Annotated in this window: 27 protein-coding genes; 26 read left to right on the forward strand and 1 reads right to left on the reverse strand. The window is 31.8% G+C overall.

Annotated elements, in window-relative coordinates:
• Positions 1-44: 44 nt before the first annotated feature.
• The 10 genes from EAH81_RS06415 to EAH81_RS06460 all read left to right on the forward strand — a co-directional run bounded on the left by EAH81_RS06415 (position 45) and on the right by EAH81_RS06460 (position 10,961).
• Positions 45-2,366 carry a pyocin knob domain-containing protein gene (locus EAH81_RS06415; RefSeq protein ID WP_140505041.1) on the forward strand — a complete coding sequence of 774 codons (2,322 nt, stop codon included), beginning with the start codon at positions 45-47 and terminating at the stop codon, positions 2,364-2,366.
• Between the two features lie 423 nt (positions 2,367-2,789).
• Positions 2,790-2,984 carry a hypothetical protein gene (locus EAH81_RS06420; RefSeq protein ID WP_140505043.1) on the forward strand — a complete coding sequence of 65 codons (195 nt, stop codon included), beginning with the start codon at positions 2,790-2,792 and terminating at the stop codon, positions 2,982-2,984.
• A gap of 58 nt (positions 2,985-3,042) precedes the next feature.
• On the forward strand, positions 3,043-3,513 hold the full coding sequence (locus tag EAH81_RS06425) for a hypothetical protein (protein ID WP_140505045.1): 471 nt from the start codon (positions 3,043-3,045) through the stop codon (positions 3,511-3,513).
• Between the two features lie 19 nt (positions 3,514-3,532).
• Complete coding sequence (locus EAH81_RS06430; RefSeq protein ID WP_140505047.1) at positions 3,533-4,090, forward strand: DUF6046 domain-containing protein; 558 nt, start codon at positions 3,533-3,535, stop codon at positions 4,088-4,090.
• On the forward strand, positions 4,083-5,387 hold the full coding sequence (locus tag EAH81_RS06435) for a hypothetical protein (RefSeq protein WP_140505049.1): 1,305 nt from the start codon (positions 4,083-4,085) through the stop codon (positions 5,385-5,387). Before EAH81_RS06430 ends, EAH81_RS06435 begins: the two co-directional genes overlap by 8 nt.
• 10 nt (positions 5,388-5,397) lie before the next feature.
• Positions 5,398-6,405 carry a hypothetical protein gene (locus tag EAH81_RS06440; protein ID WP_140505051.1) on the forward strand — a complete coding sequence of 336 codons (1,008 nt, stop codon included), beginning with the start codon at positions 5,398-5,400 and terminating at the stop codon, positions 6,403-6,405.
• 2 nt (positions 6,406-6,407) lie between these two features.
• Positions 6,408-8,678: a PAAR-like protein gene (locus tag EAH81_RS06445; protein ID WP_140505054.1), complete on the forward strand. Its 2,271-nt coding sequence runs from the start codon at positions 6,408-6,410 to the stop codon at positions 8,676-8,678.
• Positions 8,662-9,507, forward strand: a complete 846-nt coding sequence (locus EAH81_RS06450; protein WP_140505056.1) for a hypothetical protein — start codon at positions 8,662-8,664, stop codon at positions 9,505-9,507. Before EAH81_RS06445 ends, EAH81_RS06450 begins: the two co-directional genes overlap by 17 nt.
• Positions 9,508-9,563: 56 nt before the next feature.
• Entirely contained in the window at positions 9,564-10,217 is a 654-nt protein-coding gene (locus tag EAH81_RS06455) for a hypothetical protein (RefSeq protein ID WP_140505058.1), read from the forward strand.
• 30 nt (positions 10,218-10,247) lie between these two features.
• On the forward strand, positions 10,248-10,961 hold the full coding sequence (locus EAH81_RS06460; RefSeq protein WP_140505060.1) for a hypothetical protein: 714 nt from the start codon (positions 10,248-10,250) through the stop codon (positions 10,959-10,961).
• A 100-nt stretch (positions 10,962-11,061) separates the two neighbouring features.
• Here EAH81_RS06460 and EAH81_RS06465 read toward each other — a convergent pair whose 3' ends face one another.
• Positions 11,062-11,862 (reverse strand): XRE family transcriptional regulator, encoded by an 801-nt coding sequence (locus EAH81_RS06465; protein ID WP_140505062.1) that lies wholly within the window; start codon positions 11,860-11,862, stop codon positions 11,062-11,064.
• Between the two features lie 283 nt (positions 11,863-12,145).
• On the opposite strand from EAH81_RS06465, the gene EAH81_RS06470 reads away from it, so the two are divergent.
• The 16 genes from EAH81_RS06470 (at position 12,146) to EAH81_RS06545 (ending at position 23,813) form a co-directional block, all read left to right on the forward strand.
• A complete protein-coding gene (locus tag EAH81_RS06470; RefSeq protein ID WP_140505064.1) occupies positions 12,146-12,721 on the forward strand; it encodes a hypothetical protein in 576 nt (191 codons plus the stop codon).
• 590 nt (positions 12,722-13,311) lie between these two features.
• Complete coding sequence (locus EAH81_RS06475; protein WP_140505066.1) at positions 13,312-14,472, forward strand: DUF2586 domain-containing protein; 1,161 nt, start codon at positions 13,312-13,314, stop codon at positions 14,470-14,472.
• Between the two features lie 131 nt (positions 14,473-14,603).
• Positions 14,604-15,029 (forward strand): hypothetical protein, encoded by a 426-nt coding sequence (locus EAH81_RS06480; protein ID WP_035684757.1) that lies wholly within the window; start codon positions 14,604-14,606, stop codon positions 15,027-15,029.
• Positions 15,030-15,456: 427 nt separating this feature from the next.
• Entirely contained in the window at positions 15,457-15,801 is a 345-nt protein-coding gene (locus EAH81_RS06485) for a hypothetical protein (protein WP_140505068.1), read from the forward strand.
• Between the two features lie 38 nt (positions 15,802-15,839).
• Complete coding sequence (locus EAH81_RS06490) at positions 15,840-16,721, forward strand: hypothetical protein (RefSeq protein ID WP_140505070.1); 882 nt, start codon at positions 15,840-15,842, stop codon at positions 16,719-16,721.
• The gene (locus EAH81_RS06495; protein WP_140505072.1) at positions 16,718-17,254 is read left to right on the forward strand and encodes a hypothetical protein; all 537 of its coding nucleotides are present in this window, start codon (positions 16,718-16,720) and stop codon (positions 17,252-17,254) included. Before EAH81_RS06490 ends, EAH81_RS06495 begins: the two co-directional genes overlap by 4 nt.
• Positions 17,255-17,810: 556 nt before the next feature.
• Positions 17,811-18,188 carry a hypothetical protein gene (locus EAH81_RS06500; protein WP_140505074.1) on the forward strand — a complete coding sequence of 126 codons (378 nt, stop codon included), beginning with the start codon at positions 17,811-17,813 and terminating at the stop codon, positions 18,186-18,188.
• Positions 18,188-18,499 (forward strand): hypothetical protein, encoded by a 312-nt coding sequence (locus tag EAH81_RS06505; protein ID WP_140505076.1) that lies wholly within the window; start codon positions 18,188-18,190, stop codon positions 18,497-18,499. The genes EAH81_RS06500 and EAH81_RS06505 overlap by 1 nt, the downstream gene beginning before the upstream one ends.
• A gap of 52 nt (positions 18,500-18,551) precedes the next feature.
• Positions 18,552-19,352 carry a hypothetical protein gene (locus EAH81_RS06510; protein WP_140505078.1) on the forward strand — a complete coding sequence of 267 codons (801 nt, stop codon included), beginning with the start codon at positions 18,552-18,554 and terminating at the stop codon, positions 19,350-19,352.
• Positions 19,353-19,739: 387 nt separating this feature from the next.
• Entirely contained in the window at positions 19,740-20,222 is a 483-nt protein-coding gene (locus EAH81_RS06515) for a M15 family metallopeptidase (RefSeq protein ID WP_140505080.1), read from the forward strand.
• Positions 20,223-20,226: 4 nt separating this feature from the next.
• Complete coding sequence (locus tag EAH81_RS06520; RefSeq protein ID WP_140505082.1) at positions 20,227-20,697, forward strand: hypothetical protein; 471 nt, start codon at positions 20,227-20,229, stop codon at positions 20,695-20,697.
• 5 nt (positions 20,698-20,702) lie between these two features.
• A complete protein-coding gene (locus tag EAH81_RS06525) occupies positions 20,703-21,035 on the forward strand; it encodes a hypothetical protein (RefSeq protein ID WP_140505084.1) in 333 nt (110 codons plus the stop codon).
• 235 nt (positions 21,036-21,270) lie between these two features.
• Complete coding sequence (locus EAH81_RS06530) at positions 21,271-21,573, forward strand: hypothetical protein (protein ID WP_140505086.1); 303 nt, start codon at positions 21,271-21,273, stop codon at positions 21,571-21,573.
• Positions 21,560-21,862, forward strand: a complete 303-nt coding sequence (locus EAH81_RS06535) for a hypothetical protein (RefSeq protein ID WP_140505088.1) — start codon at positions 21,560-21,562, stop codon at positions 21,860-21,862. The genes EAH81_RS06530 and EAH81_RS06535 overlap by 14 nt, the downstream gene beginning before the upstream one ends.
• A gap of 202 nt (positions 21,863-22,064) precedes the next feature.
• On the forward strand, positions 22,065-23,126 hold the full coding sequence (locus tag EAH81_RS06540) for a hypothetical protein (RefSeq protein WP_140505090.1): 1,062 nt from the start codon (positions 22,065-22,067) through the stop codon (positions 23,124-23,126).
• A gap of 15 nt (positions 23,127-23,141) precedes the next feature.
• On the forward strand, positions 23,142-23,813 hold the full coding sequence (locus EAH81_RS06545; protein ID WP_140505092.1) for a hypothetical protein: 672 nt from the start codon (positions 23,142-23,144) through the stop codon (positions 23,811-23,813).
• Positions 23,814-23,815: the final 2 nt, after the last annotated feature.

A 23,815-nucleotide genomic window follows, 5' to 3' on the forward strand; every position in this document is an offset into this window, starting at 1 on the left:
ACTAAGGTTAAAAAAATGAATTTCATAATCAATTCCAATACAATATGGCAACAAATATCAATACAATTTTGGACTGGTTTAGAACCGGCAAAAAACCATCACAGGGACAATTCTGGGATTCTTGGCAAAGTTTTTGGCATAAGGACGAAACAATACCTCAAAGCAGTATTAACAATCTGGTAGGTGCGCTTGAAACTAAAGCAGAGAAATCACAACTTGAGGCTCACAAAGTTGATAAAACAGCACACACCGCTTTGTTTGAAACTAAAGAAGACAAAAACCAAAAAGGTGTTGCCGGAGGATACGCTCCATTAAATAGTTTTACAAAATTAGCAAGTCAATATTTAGATATCGTAAATGATTTAATTTCCGGTGGTTCTACTTCGCTTTTAAGTGCAGAACAAGGTGTGATTCTGCAAAACCAAATTAACAATATAAACACATTCTTAGCTTCAGACAATGTTAATCTGAATACAATTCAGGAAATTGCTGATGCGATTGAAACCGTTCAGATTTCATTAAATTCTATTTTGGTAAATGATCTGACTACCGGCGGAACAACCAAAGCATTAACTGCAGAAATGGGAAAACTATTGCAGAATACCAAAGTAGATAAATCTACCGGGAAAAGTTTACTTGCAGACATTGAAATTAGTCGTCTTGCAACACTCTTTAATTATGTTCATCCCGCAAATCATCCGCCAAGTCTTATTACTCAGGATTTAAACAATAGATTTGTAACAGATGCCGAGAAAGCAACCTGGAATGCGAAACAAGCTTATCTTGGATTCACTCCCGAAAATACAAGCAATAAAAATGTAGCAAACGGATATGCCGGACTTGGTGTTGATGGAAAACTGATCTCTTCGCAAATTCCTTCAATCACCATAAACGACACTTTTGTCGTGACTTCAGAAATTGAAATGCTGGCTTTAACTGTAGAAACCGGTGACATAGCAGTAAGACTTGATTTAAATAAGTCTTTTATCTTAAAAGGTAAAAATCCAACAGTCGTATCAGATTGGCAAGAATTACTTACGCCAACGAGTGATGTGACAACCGTTTTTGGCCGTAACGGAGCAATTACGGCACAAACAGGAGATTATACTGCTGACCAGATTAATGAAACGGCAACAAAGAAATTTCAATCTGCCAATCAACAGGCTTTTAATGATGCAACTTCCAGTATTCAAACGCAATTAAATTCGAAAGTATCAAATGCGACCCATACAGGCGATGCAACCGGAGCAACAGCTTTGACCGTAAAAGGAATTAACGGAACTTTGCTTTCAGGTTTAGCAACGGGTATTTTAAAAAACACAACTGCTACCGGAGTTCCTGTAATTGCAAATGTTCGAACAGATTATGCAGAGCCAACAGCAGCTCTTGCCACGGGTATCTTAAAAAATACAACTGTTACCGGAGCACATAGTATTGCTGTGGTGAGTGATTTCCCAATATTAAATCAAGATACTACTGGAACGGCGAATAATTCGGTAAATCTTGGTGGACAGCCATCCGAATATTATGCTCCGGTTAGCTCACCGATATTAAGAGGAACACCACAAGCACCAACAGCTGCTGCAGGATCATTCTCTGATCAAATAGCGACAACTGCCTTTGTTGCAATTACAGATTTAGATAATGTAAAGACATCCGGACATCAAACTATAAATGGTAGTAAATGGTTTAATGGTTCGGTATTGTTTGATGCCGGAGTTGTCTTTTTAAAGCAACCTTCCGGTTCAGCATATAATACGATAATGACACTACCGGATGGATTATTGTTTAGCCACAATTCTAATGGTAATTTTAGCACCGAAGTAAACTCTCATGGTATAAAATTTGGTAAACCAACGATTCAGGCAGAACTAAACATAGATAATCTAACGACTTCCAGAACTTTTTTAATACCAAACCAATCTGGAACTATGGCATTAAAAGGAGATTTTTTAACAACTCCAGGAAGTACAGCATCTACACCATCGATAATTATTCCAAATGGACCATTAACTACTTTACCACAAAACGGAGCATTAGAACGCGATCTAAACGGTGTATTATGGGAAACTCATGGCGGATTAAGAGAAAAAATAAACGTTCCGGACGTTCCGTATAAAAGCATCACAAATCTAAACACATTATTTAGTGGCTACAGACGAAGTTCGGTTAACACTTGCCAAGTAAGTTCTCAAAGTGAATTTGTTCCTGATACTTCTCCATCATGGGGAATGTTAACAAGTTGCAAAACAGATGATGCCGGAGATTATGGTACTCAAACTTACATTTCGATAGGAACAATACCTAATACTTATGTTCGAAATTGCAACAATGGAACATGGTCAGCCTGGGTGAAGTTAAATTAAGCTTCACATTATAAAATAGATATTTAAAAGCAATATTAATCTAAAGCTTACGCCAAAATCGATTGAAAAGTAAAATCCCTTTTCTCGATTTTGGCGTATTTTTTTGATACGAAAAATTTGGTTTGATTAATCCCAAAAAACACTAATTAAGTACCTTTCAAAAAAACACACAAAACAACTATAAACAACTACAAAACAATTAATTAAACAACATTTATTTTCTACTGAAACTACTGAAAACACAACTCCAATTTTTCGTTTTTCAGACACTTCTTCCTTATTTTTACATACTCTAATTCCAACAATTGGTTTGCCTGAAAGGCGCAAAAAAACTCCTGCTTTCAAAATATTTCTGAAAGTGGACCGCTCAACTATGTAAATAACTCAAACGATCATATTAACAATTAAAACAATAAACTAATCATGGATTATACACCCAAAGATTTAGGAGAAACACCTAAAACACCAGACATGAGTAATTTCAAAAATCCTTTAATGCAGGCATCAGAAGGAAGCATTTTTATCGAAAGTTTTAATATCTCGCCTTTAAGTGTTTCCGAAAAAAGCGAAAGTCTGACCGAAGCCATTAAAAAAGAAAGCAGAGACAGTAATATGTAAAGATCTCAAAGCAAAATTCTGCGGCACAACAAAAAAAAAATCTCAAAAACCCTAAAAAATGTTAGACGAAACAGCCATACAAAACCTAAAAGAAAAATACGGAACCGTATTAAAACTTACCTCAGCCGATCAATTAACATCTACTTATTGCAAAAAACCTTCGTTCAATACCTTCTTAAACTATCAAAATTTATACAAGGACAATCCGCATGAAGCGATCCTTTTTTTATTTAAAGAATGTGTATTGGATCAGGAAAATTATGATGATGAATTCATGCTTTCTGCAGGAAATTCTATTGTAGACATGATCAAAAAAGACAGCGAATTTGCGATAGATTCAACTCCGCAAAAAGATGAATTCAAAAAGTCGGCAGCCCTTATCAGATCCGCTTTTCAGGTAGATCCTTATAAACTTTCTATGGATGAGTTTTACAAACTTCTGGAAGAAGCTCTCTGGTTACAAAAACACAATGAGAAAAGAATGGAAAATACACTTATGACCGCCTTTGCACAAACATTTTCAAATTAAAAACAAAAAATAAATCATTATGAAATTCAATTTTAATGTAAACGAAATTTTAGATACCAAAGATCCTGAATATACTGGTATTAATTATAACGAATCTGAATCGAAAGATTTTATCATCGACAAAACCGGAGGCGAATTTAACCTGAGAGTTTTTGCTCCTTTAGTTTTTGAACCTCTTGTAAAAAATGATCTTAATTTGGCAAGTTTACGAATCGATGCGGTTACTGTAAATCTAAATCGTTCAAAAGTTATCAAAAAAGAAGGAATCGAAGGGAGAGATTCAACCATCAAAGAACACATTACAAATGGCGATTTTAGCATTTCTATCGAAGGATTAATTGCTAATGAAACTGGGGATGAATATCCAAAAGAAAAACTTTTCCTGTTGAAACAATTCTTAAATGCGCCTTATTCTTTAAGAGTGACACACGCCATTTTAAACCGATTTGGTATTTATGAACTCGTAATCGATTCGTACTCAATTCCTTCTATTTCCGGAACAAAAAATATTCAAAAATTTACTGCCAGCGCCACGTCAGATGAAACTGTAGAACTAATAATTAGAGACAATGTTTAAACTAAATGCGAGAATTAAAGTTTACGAAACGATAAAACTTATCCCAACTCCCAAATATTATGAATTTACTTATGTCAAAAATGTCGACATAAACAGTTCGTACAAATCCCTGACCGATACGGCAACTCTTGTAATGCCCAAAAAAGTATATACGGATACAAAAGGATTTGACCAGAGCTTATTTGCAAATGCCAGCGGTGATGAAAAAACAATTCACGACTTTTTTAAACTGGAAAATTATATCGAAATATTCCTGGGTTATGATGGCGATTACAAACCAGCTTTCAGAGGTTATATCACAGGAGTTCAATCAGATATAACAACTGCAACTATATCTTGTGAAGACACGATGTATGCTTTTAAAAAAGTAAAAGCGGTAAAAGATGATGATGTTCAAAATAAGAATGACGTTCTGAATCTTGTCGCAACAAACCCAACAACAAATGTTGAGAATTTTAATCCTAAAACTTTTTTCGAAAAAAGAATTAAAGAACTAAAATTACCTTTTAAAGTAAATGCTCTTGACGAAGAATTAGGAAATGTATTGGTGAACAGAAACCAAAGTTTGGCGCAGGTTTTTGAAGTTTTAAAAGACAAAGGAATTTACACTTATTTTAAAACCGAAGAAACTGGTCCCGTACTTACAATTACCAATAATCCGCAGCAACATACTGCAACTGAATTGGGTGGTTTTATAACCCGTAATTTCATTAAAAGTCCGTTAGCAGGAACACTTGTCAAAAAATTAATTAACCTGGGGCTTAATCTTCTAAGTTCACAACTGGACAAAGCAGGGAAATCAATTTCCGGAAGTTTCTCCGGAAAAGCGCGTTTTAGATTTCGCTACAATATTATTGAAGACAAATTGGTTGTGGTTAACGAATCTACAAAAAACACCCGCACCAGAGTTGAAAAATATTTTAAAAACTCAAACACTCCAATTTATATTGAATTGGGTGATCCGAATGGACAATTGACAAAAACCCATGTTTTGCATAATGATACCGATGATTTACCAAACGATCCAACTGCTTTCAAAAAAGCAACCACAGAAATAGCTTCCGAATTGTATCAATATGCAGCTTTGAGAGCAATGGAATCTAAACCAAGCGGATTTGAAGGTTCTTTTCTAACTTTTGGTGAACCGTTTGTGCGTCCTACAGACAAAGTAATTCTTGAAAACGCTAAGGATAAAGAGAAAAACGGCACTTTTCAGGTCGAGAAAGTAGAACGAAGTTTTGGCGAAAATGGTTACCGACAAAGGATTTTTATAGGACGAAGAGTAGAAGCAATTTAAAAAAACAAAAATGGGAAATATAACAGATCTAATAAAAGATGTCGCCAATAAAAATCAAATCATTGAAACTTTTGCGGCAAAAGTCATCGAAATAAATAACGAAATAACATCGTTCCATAATCCGGAAGATGCATATACCGTAAACATAATGCGAGCCGATGGCGCGATTCTTAAAAACGTAAGATTAAAAGCTTCAATTCTCGATGTAGAACAAGGAATTATCACTATTCCTAAAAAAGACAGCTGGGTTTTGGCTACCATTATCGACGGAGTAGAAACAAGAGCGTTTGTTTCTCAATTTTCTGAAGTCGACAGATTAATGGGAAGAATACAAGCAGCAAATGACCCAAAGTTATTTTTTGATTATAGCGCCGATGGCAATAAACTACATATTCGTTACATAAAAACGGATACTGTAACAGAAACTAATGAAACTAAAATTCTTGATGTCGCTAAGATAGAGTTTGACAAAGACAAAAACTTTAAAATTAGCTATTTCGATGAAAAAGAAAACCCATTAGCAATTACACATTTTTCAGCTGATAGTCTTAGAACGACTTTTAATTCGATTAAGAATAATGTTGTAACAGAAGGCTCGGTTTTAACAATAACAAAAAGTGCTACCAATCTAAAATTAAATGATGATAATGGTAAAAAACGAACTAGTTTATTAATAGAGCCAAGTAATATCTCAGCCCGTTTATATAATGACGATGAAGAGGAAAAGTTATCATTTGAAATGAGCGGTAATGAAAGAGCAGAAATAAAACTTACGGACTCAAACGATACAATTCTATTAGAAAAAAATAGAATCCAATTAAAGAAAGATGCTAATAATTTAATTGAACTTTTAGGTCAAAATGGTGTAAATATATTGACATCCGGTAACATTAATTTAAAGGGAGACAATGTAAACATAGACGCCAGCTCTAATATAAATATTAAAGCAAATATGGCCATAAAAGTAGAAGCAGTACAAGATACAACCATAAAAGGAGCAAACGTATTAATAAATTAATTATGGCAAAATATATATGTAACGGTGCCCTGTGCGATTGTACCATGAGCACCGAAGAGGGTGCGCTGGAGGTTAAATCTCAAACAAAAATTTTTATTCAGGATAAATTGATGGCTACTGAAAATGAAAAAACATTTTCTCTAAATTTTAAACTTTGCAATATATCATCCCCACCACCCAAATGTCAACCCAGTATTGAAACTCCTTGGACAAACACAAAAAGTAATGTATTACAGAGTGAACACAAAGGCTTATTAGAATCTTCTACTGCTTTCTGTACTTTTGGACAAGGAACAATTTCTATTAAAGATTCAAAACAAGCGCAAACAAAAAATGTTATATTTGGAGATTACTCCTCAGAGCCAAAAGAAATCTCAAAGGTTTATGCCAAAGTCAGAACTTTAGAAAATTATAAAGGAGAATTTGGCTTTGATTGGGTTGATGTCGATCCTGAAACAATGGAAATTAAAAAAATACAAGATGTGCCCTTTGAAAAAGTAGAATACTTTTATAAAAAAGGAAACACAGCTCAGGATTTAGGAAACATCATACCCATAAGTGAAGATAAACCTGCTGCAATACAAGCGATTCAGAAAAATTATGATCTAATTAATTTTTGTGATTATGTTGATACTCCTTTTGTTTTAGTAAAACCAGGTGAGCAGGCTACATTGAGTCTGGAAGTCTTTTTTGAAGGAGAAACTCAGGATGATTATATATCTATTACAGGAGATGAATTTTATAGTTTTAAAATTGACGGAGAAGAACAAAGAAAGGATGAAAACGACAAAACAACAAAGAAAAAAATAGTTGGTAATGAGAAACTCCAGCTTACAATAAATTGTTCGAAAGAATCGTTAGACAAAAAATACTTTTTTTTACATACTGGCGCAAAAGGCCCACGTGAAATAGGTGGTTTAAACATGATGGAAAATAAAGTATTGAAACTTCAATTTAGAGTTATTGCTTTAGTTTCAAACGAAGGAAATCCAAATGAGAAAGCGAAAATCTTATTTAAAAAGTTTAAAAATGCAGGTATCAAAGAGTATTTAAACAATAACTCTCTTAACCAAGCAGGTTATATCGTTGAAATTGAAAATCTTGAGGCTATGGATGCCAATAAGGTCGATGATTATTTTTATGCATTTGATAAGGAAGCTTGGGGAAAAGAAAAATACTTTACAATAGATGTAAAAAGGACAAAAAATGTACTTGGAAAAGACGAAAACGGCAACGATATTTGGATACCAGAAATACAAGAAGGTCAATTGGGAGACTGGATAGTTGAAGATGGGGTTGACGAAAATGGAGAGGTAAAATATATAATAAAAAAGAAAAATCAAATTGATTATATAACTATTAATTCATATAAAAATAAACTAAGTGCTGATTCTAAAAAATATGATTCGGGTGGGATCATAATTTTATCTGATCTTGAGTGTACCAATAGTGCTACAGCAGCATATAGCAGAATTTCTCCTTTAGATCATTATGCTCTGCTAGTATTTGCTGATGCAATTGAATCTAAATCTACTTATGCGCATGAGCTTGGTCACATGTTGGGACTAGAACATACTTTTTGCGATGAAGATGTTTTGGGAAAAAGAAAAGAAATAGAAAATTACATAACAGAAACCATCGAAAAACTCAACTTACAAATTAAGGAAGAGGAAATAAAAAATCAAATAAGTGAAATAAATAAATCTCCTAAACCTTTAAAAGATCAAAAGAAATTAATAACAGAATTTAAAGGAACGGAGAAAGAAATAAAGTATGTAAAAAAGAGAACTTTTATAGAAACAATTGATCATTCAAACGTATATTATTCTATAATAATTAAAAAATATAAAGATTATATAAATGACAAAACTAATTATAGCTCCTACATTTGGGACAGTGAAAAATTAAATAAACAACAATTTATCAGAAAATGTACTGTAGAAAAGGAAAAAAATGAAACTTATAAAAACGTAAATAATGCCGCTAAGGTAAATTTAGAAAAATATCCAAATGATAAATTAATTGATTTTAAAAGTCCTTTTTATCTTTTATACGAAGATGTGTTAAAGATTTATAACGATTATCTTAATTATAAATTAATCAAAGAATGGCAAAATGCAACTCAAAATTATTTATATTTCACTAAGAAAAGCACTTTAAATATGATGGATTATTCACAAATAACCTTACAGGGAAAAGATACAGTAGAAGGGCTTAAATATTTAGGCCATCAAATAACCATAATGAGAAAAGACTATGAAAATTACGATTAATATTATTATAATTAGCATTATACTATTAATGATTGGTTGCAAAAGTAAATCAAATAAAATACTTTCGGTTGATGCTCTTCCATGCTCATTAATAATTCAAGCTAATTCTAGCGAAGGCAGCTTTACAGATTTACCTTATATAACAAATTTTGTTTTTTATAATTGGTATAAAGTTGGAATGGATGTTTGTAGGGTAAATTCATTTATGCTTAAAGATAATTTTGAAATAATTATAAAAAAAGGAGAGGTGAATGATATTATTAGGGATGATCCTACTCGTGGATATGATTTTGGTTCAAGAGAAGGTGAATTTAGAAATGGCGTGCAACATGGTTTGTGGGAATGCAAAAGAAGTTATTATTTAGATTCGTTAGGACATCACATTTATAAAAATTATAAGTTTAGAGAAGAATATTTCAAGAATGGTTTACGAGATAGTATTTATAAAATCTATAACAAAGATGGAAAAGTAATTTATTCAACTTATTTTAAAGATGGAAATGGTATTGAAAAAGATTTTCATGAAAATGGTGCATTATATTATGAAATAGAAACAAAAGGAGGGTATTTTACAGATACGCTTCATTTATATAATAAAGAAGGCAAAAAATTTGAAAAACGTCTTTATCAAAAAGATGTTTTGGTTTACTATGCAGGGAATGACTGCAGTTTAAGATACAAATACAAACCTAATGACAGTACATATTTAGAAGTAGATTCATACGAGGTAAAAAACTTAAAACAAGGAGCCTTTAGAAATACTTTTAGTTATAAAACTAAAGAAGAATTTGAGAATGATCAATTTGCAAAAAGTACCTTAAAAAGATAAAACTAAGTTTTACAAAGTGAGGGATATTAAATTAATAATAGATAAAATATCACTTTATGAAAATAATAAAATCTGTTTTATGTCTTAGCTTATTGACGACAATTATTGCAAACGCACAGCATAAGGTATCAAAAACAACCGGAATTAAAAATAACAAGTCCAAAAAAGTAACCGAAACAAACTTTAATCTTTCAAAACGAATTAATTCTTATCCTTTTAACAAAGCTTCTCAGATAAAAATCATATCGTACAATTTAAATTCTGATGGTATGACCAGAGTTTCAGCGGAAACCTATGACAAAGAAACAGGAAGAACCGTAACAACTCTGGATTATAATATTGGTATTGAGCTCCCAAGAAAAAACTTAGATTCACTTTCACTGGAAAATGTAACTCAAATTAAAACCTTAAATCTTTCGCAAGTAGAAAAATTATCGGATATATTGTATAACACTTGTTCCAGATTAAATACTAACTGCTCAGAGATTATCAGAGGATGCTATTTGCCAAGAAATGCTATTTTATTTTTTGACGAGAACGGTAAAGTATTTGACTACTTAGAATTATGTTTTGAATGCAAAACAAAAGAATCATTTGGAAAAATAGAAAACTTAGATCTAAGTGATTATATGTACAACGATTTAGAAAAATATTTTAATAATCTAGGTATCAAAACAAAGTATGAAACCCTTGCTTCACCTTCTAAATGACTTTAATCAGATCAAAGATTTTTACAAACTATGGCAAAAAAAACAATTATCTCACTTCTACTAACTATTTCATTTATTATAGTTAGTAATGCTCAAAAAAATAAACTTTCAGAGCTTAGAAATAGTTATTGTGGCGATAATTGTGAATTCTATCATGAAAATTTAAATTTCCGCAAAACTTTATTAAATCTACCAACAGCTCCACCAGAGCCACAAGCAAAAGAAGACTCAATCGTTTTGTTTTTCAAAATTCCATTAGAAAAAACAAAGATATTATTTCCTTTTTCAACGTACGATTCGGTTTATGTTGTAACTCCAAAATACTATGAGGATAAAGAACCACGAAACTACTTAAAATCAAAATTTCATGATTCTAAAACTTTAGCTACTGAAGAACAAATGAATAAAATTTCAGATATTCTTTTTAACTATTATGAAATAAAATACGATAACATTACCGAATTAAGATACCGAATAACGGGTTGCAGCGGTATCGAAGATACTTATCCTAAGATTATTTTACTGTTTGTAAAGAATGGTAAAAGCAAAGATTACATTGCATTTCCCAGTCAGGTATTTCGAAGAACAAGTTTTAATAATAAGGAATTAGAAGGTCTAGATCTCTGTGCCGAAAAAGAAAAAATGATAATGGAAATGTTTGGTGTAAGTCTGGAAGAACCAAGTGGCGATGAAGTATTAGAAGACGAACCAGGCGTATTGCGTGATGAGTATAAAGAAAACTAATTTTCTTCTTTTTATCAGACACGAAGTATCAAAACATAATGAACTAAAATGTGTAACAAAACAAAAACTGCAACATAAAGTTGCAGTTTTTTTGTTTTATCTAGTTTAGCTTTTTTCTCAAAGTCTCTTCCATTTCGTAGAATTTACTTTCGAGATCATGAATCTTTTCATAAATATTAATTGGATCGGGCATTTGCTTAGAAGCATACATACTTGCGTACCAAACTTCCAGAATATCCTCGGCATAAATGGAATACATGGGATAATTTCCGTCTCTGTTATCAGATTTCAGGATTAATTTTCCGCTTTCTCTAATTCGGTTTAAAACCCTTTTAACCACTACTCCATCATTCTTACTGATGATAACGTAAATTCTTCCATCAAGAATATCATCAAAATTATCGACATATTTCCCAAAAAGATAATCGCCATCATGTATGGTTGTCGACATCGAATTTCCTTTAATTTCAAAACATCTGTAAGTTCCGTTTTTTAGCATTGGCATACTGAAAGAAGGAAGCGATTCCATGTATTCCGGATCAGAATAACCGTCTAAATAACCTGCGCGGGCTTTTACACCAACAAAATTAATATTTTCTTCTCCGTCTTCGTTTACCGTGATAATCTTTGGCAGATTTAAACCAACTTCTGCAGTTGTTTTATTGGTGAAAATTTCATCGCTGTCTCCAAAAAAATAATCCGGATTTACATTACAATGTGTAATTATACTTTGCAGCAAGTCAAAACCAGGTTTGGTTCTCTTTCTATCTCCGTCAGATTGCAATCTTCCAATCGTGATACTGTCTATCGTAGTACTGGTTACTCCTATTAACTTCGCAAATGAGTTATTGTTTAACTTCATCTCGTCTATAATACGTTTGATCTTAGTATGTATTTCCATGTTGTAGTTATCTTTATCTTATTATGTAATATGTTTTAGATTTTACAAAACATTCCACTATATGTTGCAAAGCTAAATAAATATAATAAAATAATTACGTCTTTCCGTAATTATTTTCAAAAAACAACTGGTTCACAGCGATTTTGTAATTTCTTTCTTATCGAATTATTACAATAATCTCAAAACAAGTAAAACATATTACTGAAATAACTGCATTTTTTAATGTAATATGTTGTATATTTTAAAACATATGTTGTATATTTGTAAAAAATTAATCCATCATATGATTCTAAAAGACTTTTATACCGAAAAAAAGAACGCAATCGAAACGGAGTTCATTTCTAATGCGCCAACAGTTCAACTTTACAGTGACGCGATTTTCAAAACTTCTATTGAAACACCAGTAGCAATGTTTAAATACGATACAGTAAACTGGGAAACATCTTCTGAAAAAAATTACAAAGCAGATGTAACCTTTTGTGTCTATATCGTATTACCGGTTGAAACTATTTCATCAACAAGTTATGCAAATGCATTCGAAATTGCGCAACGAATAGACAAAGCTGTATTGTCTACAAATAATACTAATGCTGCTATCGATACTAATTCGACTTTTAAGATAAGAGAAAAGCAATGTACGAACGAACATACATATTGGAACAAAAATGATTATTTCATCTGGGAGATCACTTATAAAACAACCTTGATCGAAAACACCTTAAAAAAGAAATACATCCTTTTCAACAACGGACTTAGCAACGAAGAATTAGAAGATTTAGGATACGATTTAACTTCGGGAATAATCGGAATAAATCCAAATCAGGTTCAGGGAGATATCGATCTAAATACAACTCGTTAATCAAAAAAGCTCATTCATTTAAAATAATAATAATATCTATGAATTAAAGCAGCAACCAAAACCTAAAAGCTAAGTAAAATTAATCCCCACTATTAAATACCACAAATGAAAAGAAGCAGAACACTATTAGACAAAAGGAGAGATTATGTTATTAACTATCTTAATAGAAATCAAGCTAAACAAATGAAAGTTGTAGTATCTGAACTTTCGGATACTTTGTTCCTGACTGAGCGCACTATTTATACTATTATAAATGAAGGACTCGCTACAGAGGCTAGAGCTTAAACCACTGAAACTACTGGTTTTGAACATCAAAAAAATTGGAAAAAGCAACCTTGAGCCTTAAATTTGTACTCGATATCAAAAGCAAATTTATCTCTTGGCCAAGAGGAAAATCCAATTAAAAGATCAGTTTTTACAAATCGTCCAAAAATAGAAATTCTGCTTTTTTGGATTCTGGATAACGAATACCATTTTAAACAATAAATCATTGACAATAACAAGTTTAACAACCTGTTACAGCCCCTCTTTTGCCCATTTTTGAGCAAAAACCCAAAAACAAATTTTTAAACAATTAAACATTTTATATTATGAGTAAATTAAACGATGTAGTGATTAACAAACTATCTGGCGGATTAGGAAGAAGAACTCCAGAACAAGACATGGTTTCAGGATTGCTTTTTAGCGGAGTTTCAACTGATGAACTTACTAACGACAAAGTAGTTCTTTTAGCTTCATTAGAAGATGCTGCAGCATACGGCATTACAGAATTAAATGATGTAGGAGGACAATCTGCTTACTACCAAATTCAGCAATTTTTCAGAATGAATCCTTCTGGTGATTTGTATATTATGAAAACAGAAGCAACTTCTTATAAAATCATTGCCGCAAAAGCAAAAGATATGCAGGAAAAAGCAAACGGAAATATTCGTCAAATGGCGATTATTTATGCTGGAGCAACAACATTTGCAGACACAGAAGATGCCGTGGCTGCAGCACAAACACAAGCTAAGTTTGCTTATGCAGATTATATGCCGTTTGAAGTTATCCTGGAAGGAAAAGGTTTTAGTATTGAAGAAGCTACTTCTTTAGCTGAATTAACTGCCGAAAACGTATCTGTAGTTATAGCTATGGATGTTGAAAAAGCAGACAAATACCCAAACTCTGCAGCAGTTGGACTGGCATTAGGAGCAATTTCTAAAGCAAAAGTATCTGAAAACATCGCCTGGATCGAAAAATTCAACTTAACTGGTGAAGGTTTTTCAAAAGCAGGTTTTGTAGGTGGAGAAGAAGTTAAGGCGCTTGGACTTTTAGGAGAGCTAAACGACAAAAGATACATTTTTGCAAGAACACACACTGGTTTACCGGGAGTTTATTTCAATGATAGCGCTACTTGTACTACAGGTACATCTGACTATGCTTATGTTGAAAACAACCGTACTATTAACAAAGCAACTCGTTTATTGCGTACAGCTTTATTGCCAAAATTAGCGTCTCCGGTTTTAGTAGATATCGATGGAAAATTGCCACAATCAGTTTCAAAAAGCTTTGAAGGTTTATGCAGATCTGCTTTAGAAGGAATGATTGCAAATCAGGAAGTATCTGCTTTTGATGTTTATGTAGATCCAAAACAAAACATTCTGGCAACTTCAGAATTAAAAGTAAAAGCAGAAATCACACCAGTAGGAACTGCCCGCAAAATTATGGTTGATCTTGGATTCAAAAATCCTTTTGGAATCGACAAAGCATAATTTATACTTCACAAAACAACAAAAAATTCACCAATGTTATCGCCATAATTCACTTGTTATAAACACAACTGAAAATAAGGTCATAGCTCCTGAGCGTTATCGGGATTATCAAAAAACAAACAAAGCTACATATGAATAAATTACCATTAATTAACGGACAACAACACAGCTGGTCATCTATCGAAGTAAGTATTGCAGGTAACATCGTTACTGGTATTACGGCTGTAAACTATAGTGATTCAGTATCTAAAGAAAACCATTACGGAGCCGGAGATATGCCGGTTCACAGAGGTAGAGGAAAATATGAGGCAAAAGCTTCAATCACTTTATACAACTACGAAGTAGAAGCTATTTTGGCTGCTTTGCCAAAAGGACAAAGATTGCAAGACATCAATCCTTTTAGCATCATCGTAAGTTATCTTGATGACAGCAACGAAGTAATTACACACACCGTAAGAAACTGTGAATTCAACTCAAACAGCAGAGGAATTAGCCAGGGAGACACTAAAATTGCAGTTTCTTTTGACTTGATCTGTTCTCATGTTGAGTGGAATTAATCAGCCGATAAATTCTTAAAACCATAATCCCCTTCCCTGTTTCTAAAACCGACTAAAAAGAGAAAACCAATATCTAAATGCGTTACGCAAAAAAGAAGTTCAAAAGCAACATGATTTTTGCAAGCAAACTATTCTACACGCTCTTTATTAGTCCGTTTTAGCCAGGGAATTTACTTCAAGAGGCTGCTTTGAGTTTATTTAACTCCAAAAAAATAACTCAGGCAGCCTCTTTTTTTAATCCGCTTACATAAATAATCCTATTTCTATAAATAATAAAAAAACGTCAATCAGTTATTGTAACTGATATGACATTTATACTTGTGTCGCAAAGTATTATAAGGTGTTATTACATTTTAATACAAACAAAAAGACACCACTAAATCTGACATCAATTACCCTATCATAAAAACAAACAATATCTCTCAAAATGGAAAACACAATCTCTAAAACTGCCGATGTTCTCGACGGAAACATTACTCAAGCACAACTAAACCAATGGAAATATAAGCACAAAAAAGTTGTTAAACTTACCATTGCAGATGATGATGAAACTCCTCTATTTGCTTATTTCAAAAAACCGGATATGAGCATTCGTTCAGCCGTATTGCAAGCTTCAAAAATGGACGAATTCAAGGCTCTTGAAGTATTGTTCAAAAATTGCTATTTGGGCGGCGATGGTAAAATTGAACAAGAAGACGATTTGCGTCTCAATATCACCACAGCATTCTCAGATCACATTCAACCCAAACCCGTAAAAGTCGAAGTAATCTAAAAAAAACCTTTTCCTGTTCTCCTTAAAACTCCATAATAATGATTGTTAAAAACCACGATATAGAATTAAAAGATACCAGCGCGTCTGAAATGGCAAGGTTTAGACAAATTATGCTCAGCATTTGGCGTCAGCAAATAGAAGATGATAAAAATAGTGTTGAGATGGAAAAATTTTGCACGAATTATCCTTATGTTTGTAATGATCAAAATTCAAAAGATTTGGACGATTCTAATGGAATCTCTTCCGGAAATGACTATGAAATTGATCAGGATGGAAATGTTACTTTGAAACGTAAAACAAAAAATAATATTGATGGTTTATATAAAGGTAATATTTTTATAGGAACAACAAACAAAGGAGCTTTAGCGCAATTAAAAAGTAAAAATATTATTAACTCTGATTTTAATGAAATTAAATTTAATAATAGACCTGATTTAGATTCATTTTTGAATTTAACGCTTAAAATCCAAGATTCGTATGATAGAGAAGTTTCTGCTTTGATGGTTGGTCAAAGAACAGCGAACTTAGATGATTTGAGAACAAAAGTATATGATTTGTTATTGGTTGGATTGAAGTATTCAGGCTCAAGTTTTGATCAAAACGGAGTTTTCCTGGGTAAGTTCAATAAACTTCCAAAATTAATGAATACTATAGGTTTTGATGGTTCAAATACTTGTCTTACGATTGATGCAAAATCTTATGATATTGCGGGATTTTATCATACACATCCTACTTTTGGAGGTCCAAAACCAAGTGGTACAGATGATGAAGATGTACCAGGCTTATTTGGAGACAAAAACGTTTATAAACATAATAATCTACCAGGTTATATTAAGACAGATATGGGTTGGTCTACTTACGGAACAGATAATCATGGAAAAGTTCAATTTGAAACTGGTGGTAAAATATATGAAGAATGAAAAAGATATTAATAATAAGTTTAAGCTGTTTCTTTTGTTTTAGTTTATCAACGAAAGCGCAATCAGTTATTTCTACTTCACTGGAAAAGACTATAATTGATTACTTAGAAACACAGAATAATAGTGTAAATAGTAAATATGTAATTGGAGGTATTTACTCAATTCCCTTTAATAAATATATTATCTATTTGAAAGGGAACAATGGAAAATTGTGTAAAGAATCATCCTCTGCGATATACAAAATACTAACCGTTAAGAATGACGTAAATTTGTATCTGATGAATAGTTTTTTTGCACCAATAACATTAAATGAAGAAAACACCCATTTTTTCCTCAATGACGACGAATGCGAAGAAAGCAAAGGAACAATATTTGAATCAATTATTGTAATGTTGCTAGTTGACAGTAAGTTTTCTATAGTAAAAGAAGTTAAAGGAACTAATTATGACTCCTTAAGAGAAGATTTATTATGTCCAACATCACCAGAATCTGTTGAAAGAGCCCGCATAAGAAAAAAATATGGCAAATTATAGTAACTGAATCATCAGATTAGGCGTAATAATATAATTTGTAAGTATGAAAAAAATCACCTCAATTTTTGTTGCAATTATTGTACTTTTTATCAGTACTTCAAGTGTTAGTATAACTTTTTAGAAGATTTTAATTTTAATGAATTAATGCCAACTGTTTTTGTTCTTGATAAAAACCTAAACGGCGTAAAAATGCCAAGTATCGCTAATTTAAATTAGATTTTTAATATCCATTTTCTACTTGAAAATTAATTTTCTTTATAATTACAATTGCAAGTTAATTCTATGAAAATCATAATACGAATATTGTTTTTTATTGGATTTTTTCTCTTTCTCTTCAGCTATTTTATTGATCCATATATTGTCAATGAAGGAGATTTAATCGTTATTGATAGCGATGTTGTAGAGTTTTTAAAAATATTATATACATTAACCAGTCTTATTTTTGGATGTTCGTTTTTTGTATTTCTTAGAGTTTTTAAAAGTAAAAGTTATTTGATTTTTTCTTTTATTTTTCTTGTCATCAGTTTAATATTTTTAGGCAAAATGTTTTTATATTATGAAAAAAATTGAATTTAGAAAAATAGATTTTAGTTATGGGTCTCTTAGTGAAGAAAAAATTATTTATGCATACGGTTTAGATTACGATAGTCTCAATGAAAAACATAAATCTTTATTTCAAATTGCATGGCAGGGTTGGACAGTACAAGAAGTTCAATTAATCATTAATGAATCTAAAAACTTAACGGGAAAAGAAATTTATGATTATGTTGTTCCTGGAACAGAGCTAACAATTTCAGTCGATAAAGATTATGCCTATTTTTTTGATTGGAAAACTCCCCAGGAAGAAGAAGATTTTAAATGGACTTTTAATGAATTTATTGATTTTATGGAAGCATTTAAAGATTTTATTTCAAAAAACCGTCCAACAGACTAATGAATACAAAACAACAAGTAATTGAAAACTTAAAAAAATGGTTTAATAAGACAAACGTAATTTCATACGAAGAACGTATACCATTAAATTGTCGGGACAAAGAATTAAAAGAATTAAGAGATGGAAAAACAAAAGAAGTTTATGTAGTATCTTTTAAAACAAAAAGCACTAATTTAGAATATGATGAAAACGGCAAAATTATTTCATTTTTTGAAGGAATGTATTGTTTTGCGTATTTTGATGCAGAAACATTAGAGTTGCTTTATATAATGAAAAAAGCAGGATTTATCGAAAGTGATGGTTCTTATTAATAAATCTGGAATCATTCAATTGGAAAATAAACCTTTTAAAATTATAAAAACAATGAAATTATATGCACTAAAAGCAGATTTTGGAACCTATATGAACAGAACTCAATCTGTAGATCCATTAGATAATTTGCCTTTTTCTGGAGAAAACTATAATGACAATGAAGATTTTACTGCTACAATAAATAAACTACACTTTCGATTAGAAAGAGATGTTTACGAAAAAAAAATGACTTCTGATTTTTTATATGAAGCCATTGATTTTTATAACGGCCCACTAATTCTTAAACCAAATCAGGCAAGAACCTTGCGCTTTTACACAATATCTCCTAAATTAAAGGAACTACTAGAAAAATTAAACTTACCTAAACACAGATTCTATCCAATTACATTAGATATTGATGCCGGAAAAGATTTACCTTATTATATATTACAAATAGATATTTTCATGATTCCATATGTTGATTTTAACAAATCAAATGTTTACGGATTGAATGTAGAGACTGAAGAACTTACTTTTTTTAAAACAGGAGAAATAAAAGATAGTGACGAATTATTTAACTTACGAGAAAAAGAACTATTTTCAAGATTTCAATCACAATATTTCACCTTAGAATTAGATTGGGTTTATATGGCTCCTTCTTTTCTTATCTCTGAGAAATCTAAACAATTATTTGAAGACAATAATATAGTAGGAATGGAAATCACACCATTTTATGAGGTTGAATCTGATTATGATGAACCAAATGATTTAGGTTACTTAAATAAATTTGGAGGCAGAGAAATTATCATCAATGGCAAAAGTACTATGGATGGTTTAGATATTAATGATTTTCCAAGAGCTGATAAAGAATAAAAAAACTTCTTATATTTATCTCAAACACCCGTTTTTCTATTCTAGGAAAACGGGTGTTTTTTTGCCTTTAATTTTCATTTTTACCAACAAACAAAACTACAAAAAGTACAAAATTCTCTACTGAAACTACTGATTTACAGCTTTATATTATTTTTACAACCCGCTATTTCGGCGTATTTTTACACTGTAATTAAAAGCACGCATTCTATCAAAATTATTATTCTAAAAAAGTAACATTTACAGGATTTATTTAAGGAATTCTTTCCACACTAAATAAATTTCAAAACACAAATAATCTTACCGAATAATTAAAACCGTGATTGTTTTTCCAAGCAATCGGGAAAGGCTTTTTATTCTCAAAAAACGAAATCATTAATAAATACAAATATGGATCAAACAACAAAAAAACACATTGATTTGCTTCATCCTTCGGTCAGGGAAGAAGTTGCCAAAATTATTGCCGAATGTGATCTTGCCTTAACCGGAAGGGCAAAAGTACGCATTACACAAGGGCTTAGAACTTTTCAGGAACAAGAGGATCTTTATGCTTTTGGCAGAACAAAACCCGGAAAAAAAGTTACGAATGCCAAGGGCGGACAGTCTATTCACAATTATGGATTTGCTGTAGACATTTGCCTCATTATAGACGGCAAAACCGCTTCCTGGGATACGGCGAAAGACTGGGATAATGACCAAGTTTCGGATTGGCAGGAATGTGTCAAAATTTTTGCAAAATACAACTGGAACTGGGGCGGCGACTGGAAAACTTTTAAAGATCTTCCGCATTTTGATAAGAAAGGATATAGCGACTGGAAAGTACTTAGCAAACTAAAACGTGACAGAAAAAACTACGTAATCTTATACAAATAAAGAGATGAAACATTTGAAATTAAAGTTTGTAACATTTTCAATCGCCGTTTCGTTTGCAATGACCTCTTGTGTTTCGACAAAAACGGCATTATACGATCACTATTCTTATCAAAAAACGACTGCTTTAAAAGTCGAAACTTCAAAATTAATGGATCAGGCGACGACTCCTTATGTTCTTCATAAAAAAGAGGTCGAAGCATTATTACTTGACATTGAAAAATTGGGTGAATATGAAAAAAACAAACCCAATAACGAAATCACTTTTGCAATGTGGACGATTTTAAATGATAAAGAAAAAAATCTTTTGGCGGGATTTTTTAAACGTTGGGAAATAAAAGGAATTCTCTCTCAGCCTTTTCTGGATGAATCCAAAAAACAGGTTTTAGATGCTTTTGATTTACTTATTCAATATGAAATTAAAAAAGACAAAGAGTCAAAAGATGCAATTTTAGATTTAATCAACGGTAAAACATAAATCTTATGGAAAACGACAAAGTATTGGAGGAGTTAAAAACCAAACTAAAAACTATTATAACAAATAGTTACAAAGACTTCAAACCTGAATTAGAGAAAGATTTAAATTCATTTTTGGAAACATCCAAAGAAAAACTGGAACGCTGGATGCTTCTTTTCTCTTCGGGAAATCTTACTGAAGACGAACTGGAATGGCTCTTAAAAAGTCAATTGGATCTGGTGACTTTACAAGCACTTCAAACTGCGGGAATTTCAAAAATAAAACTGAATGCTATTAAAAATAATATCATAAAAATAGTTTTTAAAGTAATTCTCGAAATAATTATTCCTGTTGTTTAATAGTCAATTCACGATAAAAAAAAGAACAACAAAAATATCACACAAATACCTTATTATAAACAAGTTATAACTAACATTTAACTTACTGAAACTACTGAATACGAAGCTTCAAAATCTTGTTTAAAGAGCATCCATGGTGTATTTTTACAGTATCAAATAAAACAGCTTCTTTTGAATATGGCGCGCAAATTCGAGGAAGAAATTAATTAATAAAAACAACAAATAATAACGACATATGAAAGATTTTATCATAGATGATGACTTGTTAATTATCAACGATGCTTTAGGTTTTGGAGACTTCGCCATTCAAGAAGCAGATCAGCAAAACATCGAACATTTATTGCTAAGTCAAAAAGGAAGTTATAAAGAGTTTCCGATCCTGGGAGTAGGAATTAAAAAATACATTAACAGTCCGGATGCCACATCCAGGCTAAGACTAGAAAACGAAATAGATAAACAATTATCGTATGACAATTTTTATGTAAAAACATTAGATGTCAACGATTTACAAAACATTAAAATCGATGGAAACTATTAAACCACAAGAAAACCAAAACATTTTTGACTTGTCTTTACAAGAATACGGAAGTATCGAAAAAGTATTCGACATTTTAGAAGACAATGATAAGTTTAACATTACAGAGGATATTTCTGTATATAACGATTTAAAAATTGGCAGGGAAGCCTTTAAAAAAGATATTGTAGAATATTACAATTCCAGAAATCTAAAACCCGCAACGGCTCTTACTGAAGAGGAGGAATTTTTACTGGACAACTTCTCCGGAATTGATTATATGATTATTGAAGATGATTTTATCATTTATTAATACAAAAATCTTCTGCCAAAATTACCTGAAACATCAGTTCTAAACCATTAAACAGACTGAAGTTCTACATTTAAATCGGCATTTTTTAGATTTCTCTAAAAGAAAACTACGTCTCAGTAGTATTTACAAAAAAAACATAAACAATTCTCTATAAGCATATTACACATGTCTTACAGGCTAATCTATATTAAAAAATTAAAATATGGCACGTACAATTGCTGAAATACAGAAGGATATTCTGGACGAAAAGGACAAACAACTTTCCTTGAAAACATTAACAAATGACTCAAAAACAGCCATTTGGAAACTCTGGATCAATATAGTCGCGACTGCTATTTGGGCTCACGAAAAAATAGTCGAAAAAAATGCTTTGATTTCAAGACCTCACACTTTGAACTGGTATCGAGAACAGGCTTTAAATTTTCATTACGGAATGCCTGTGGATCCGGATTCGAGCAACAATATGTCGCTTGTCTGGAGAGATGGATCATACCAGTTTGACACGACAGACCTTTCGGACGATCAGATCGAAGATTCTAAAATAATCAAACATTGTGCTGTAAGCGAAGTTGACTTAGAAACGGTGCTTGATCCAAAGAAAACGGACCCAAAAGAAATTTTCTCAGATTATTTTCATAATAAAGTTGGCGTTGTCTTTATAAAAGTTGCCACTGTAAAAGATGATAAAATTTCGAGAATTGATGTTCCCAATGAACTTTATGCTTTTAAGGAATATATCGCCAAAATCAAAGATGCAGGAAATCAAGTTTATATAACTTCTGACCAGGGAGATATCTTAAAATTAAGTCTGAATGTTTATATCGATCCTTTGACGATTTATATCAATCCAAAAGATATTGAATATTATCAAGCAAAAATTCTAAATGAAAACGCAAATCCGGATGGCATAACTCCAGTTGATACTTACGTGGTAGACGAGTTTAATGGTTCATTGATCTCAGATAAAAATGTATTTCCTGTAATGGATGCTTTACAAGATCATTTGAAAAACATTGAATTTAATGGAGCATTTGTTAAAACATATTTGGTTGATGCCGTACAGAAAGCGCAAGGAGTTAAAATTCCGGTTTTAACAAAAGTTCAGACTGATCCCGCAACAAATCCAAGTGACGAGCCCAATACTTCGCCAACCGATGTGACCAAAATAGAATATTTCATTCCACGAGCAGGCTATTTTGATATGGAGACTCTTGATATTGAGGTCAACTATATTCCTTATACATTTTACAGAGATAAACAATAGTCTAATACTTAAACAATGAATAAATACACGATTCTAAAATGGGAAAAGCTGTTATTATGGCTCATCCCTCCTATTCTCAGGAAAAAAACACATGCAGATTGGCTCAATGTTTTGCTCTCGCCTATTCGCTCGATTTATGAAGAAACTCTTTATAAAATGCAGCATACAGGTCAGGTGATTTATCTGGAAAAAATACTGAATGAAACTTTCAATCCTACCAAAACTTACGATCCTAATGCAAGCACGGAGCAAAAACGAGTTGACGAGTTAATTTATATAGACGAATCTGTCAAGCCTACTTTGCAATATGTATATCTGCACAAAGAATATTTTGAACCCGATCGTATTTTATTGGATGGACCCAAAGTGAAAGGAGCTTTAATGATTCCGCAATTAAAAGTATATACGCACGACGACTACAAAAAAAGCAAGAACAATAAACCTGTTTATCTGGCGCATCGCAAAGATTATACAACATTGGCTTATGCAAATTTCAGGGTATTTATTCCTGAAAGTTTAATCTTAAGCGGAGCCATAACGATCCAACCGGATAAAAATGGGTCAGTATCAAAAACAGCTGCCATAAAAGTTGCAAACATTGAGTTTCACAACCTTCTTAATTTCTATAAACTCGCCGGTAAAAGCTACGAAAGCTATCCGTATTCACCAGAAGTTTTAGATAAATAGTA

It is taken from the genome of Flavobacterium pectinovorum (assembly GCF_006438875.1).
Lineage (GTDB): Bacteria > Bacteroidota > Bacteroidia > Flavobacteriales > Flavobacteriaceae > Flavobacterium > Flavobacterium pectinovorum_A.

Coding starts and splice junctions, on each gene's coding strand:
- EAH81_RS06415 (WP_140505041.1), top strand. CDS start 45: ATGGCAACAAATATCAATACAATTTTGGACTGGTTTAGAACCGGCAAA.
- EAH81_RS06420 (WP_140505043.1), top strand. CDS start 2,790: ATGGATTATACACCCAAAGATTTAGGAGAAACACCTAAAACACCAGAC.
- EAH81_RS06425 (WP_140505045.1), top strand. CDS start 3,043: ATGTTAGACGAAACAGCCATACAAAACCTAAAAGAAAAATACGGAACC.
- EAH81_RS06430 (WP_140505047.1), top strand. CDS start 3,533: ATGAAATTCAATTTTAATGTAAACGAAATTTTAGATACCAAAGATCCT.
- EAH81_RS06435 (WP_140505049.1), top strand. CDS start 4,083: ATGTTTAAACTAAATGCGAGAATTAAAGTTTACGAAACGATAAAACTT.
- EAH81_RS06440 (WP_140505051.1), top strand. CDS start 5,398: ATGGGAAATATAACAGATCTAATAAAAGATGTCGCCAATAAAAATCAA.
- EAH81_RS06445 (WP_140505054.1), top strand. CDS start 6,408: ATGGCAAAATATATATGTAACGGTGCCCTGTGCGATTGTACCATGAGC.
- EAH81_RS06450 (WP_140505056.1), top strand. CDS start 8,662: ATGAAAATTACGATTAATATTATTATAATTAGCATTATACTATTAATG.
- EAH81_RS06455 (WP_140505058.1), top strand. CDS start 9,564: ATGAAAATAATAAAATCTGTTTTATGTCTTAGCTTATTGACGACAATT.
- EAH81_RS06460 (WP_140505060.1), top strand. CDS start 10,248: ATGGCAAAAAAAACAATTATCTCACTTCTACTAACTATTTCATTTATT.
- EAH81_RS06465 (WP_140505062.1), bottom strand. CDS start 11,862: ATGGAAATACATACTAAGATCAAACGTATTATAGACGAGATGAAGTTA.
- EAH81_RS06470 (WP_140505064.1), top strand. CDS start 12,146: ATGATTCTAAAAGACTTTTATACCGAAAAAAAGAACGCAATCGAAACG.
- EAH81_RS06475 (WP_140505066.1), top strand. CDS start 13,312: ATGAGTAAATTAAACGATGTAGTGATTAACAAACTATCTGGCGGATTA.
- EAH81_RS06480 (WP_035684757.1), top strand. CDS start 14,604: ATGAATAAATTACCATTAATTAACGGACAACAACACAGCTGGTCATCT.
- EAH81_RS06485 (WP_140505068.1), top strand. CDS start 15,457: ATGGAAAACACAATCTCTAAAACTGCCGATGTTCTCGACGGAAACATT.
- EAH81_RS06490 (WP_140505070.1), top strand. CDS start 15,840: ATGATTGTTAAAAACCACGATATAGAATTAAAAGATACCAGCGCGTCT.
- EAH81_RS06495 (WP_140505072.1), top strand. CDS start 16,718: ATGAAAAAGATATTAATAATAAGTTTAAGCTGTTTCTTTTGTTTTAGT.
- EAH81_RS06500 (WP_140505074.1), top strand. CDS start 17,811: ATGAAAAAAATTGAATTTAGAAAAATAGATTTTAGTTATGGGTCTCTT.
- EAH81_RS06505 (WP_140505076.1), top strand. CDS start 18,188: ATGAATACAAAACAACAAGTAATTGAAAACTTAAAAAAATGGTTTAAT.
- EAH81_RS06510 (WP_140505078.1), top strand. CDS start 18,552: ATGAAATTATATGCACTAAAAGCAGATTTTGGAACCTATATGAACAGA.
- EAH81_RS06515 (WP_140505080.1), top strand. CDS start 19,740: ATGGATCAAACAACAAAAAAACACATTGATTTGCTTCATCCTTCGGTC.
- EAH81_RS06520 (WP_140505082.1), top strand. CDS start 20,227: ATGAAACATTTGAAATTAAAGTTTGTAACATTTTCAATCGCCGTTTCG.
- EAH81_RS06525 (WP_140505084.1), top strand. CDS start 20,703: ATGGAAAACGACAAAGTATTGGAGGAGTTAAAAACCAAACTAAAAACT.
- EAH81_RS06530 (WP_140505086.1), top strand. CDS start 21,271: ATGAAAGATTTTATCATAGATGATGACTTGTTAATTATCAACGATGCT.
- EAH81_RS06535 (WP_140505088.1), top strand. CDS start 21,560: ATGGAAACTATTAAACCACAAGAAAACCAAAACATTTTTGACTTGTCT.
- EAH81_RS06540 (WP_140505090.1), top strand. CDS start 22,065: ATGGCACGTACAATTGCTGAAATACAGAAGGATATTCTGGACGAAAAG.
- EAH81_RS06545 (WP_140505092.1), top strand. CDS start 23,142: ATGAATAAATACACGATTCTAAAATGGGAAAAGCTGTTATTATGGCTC.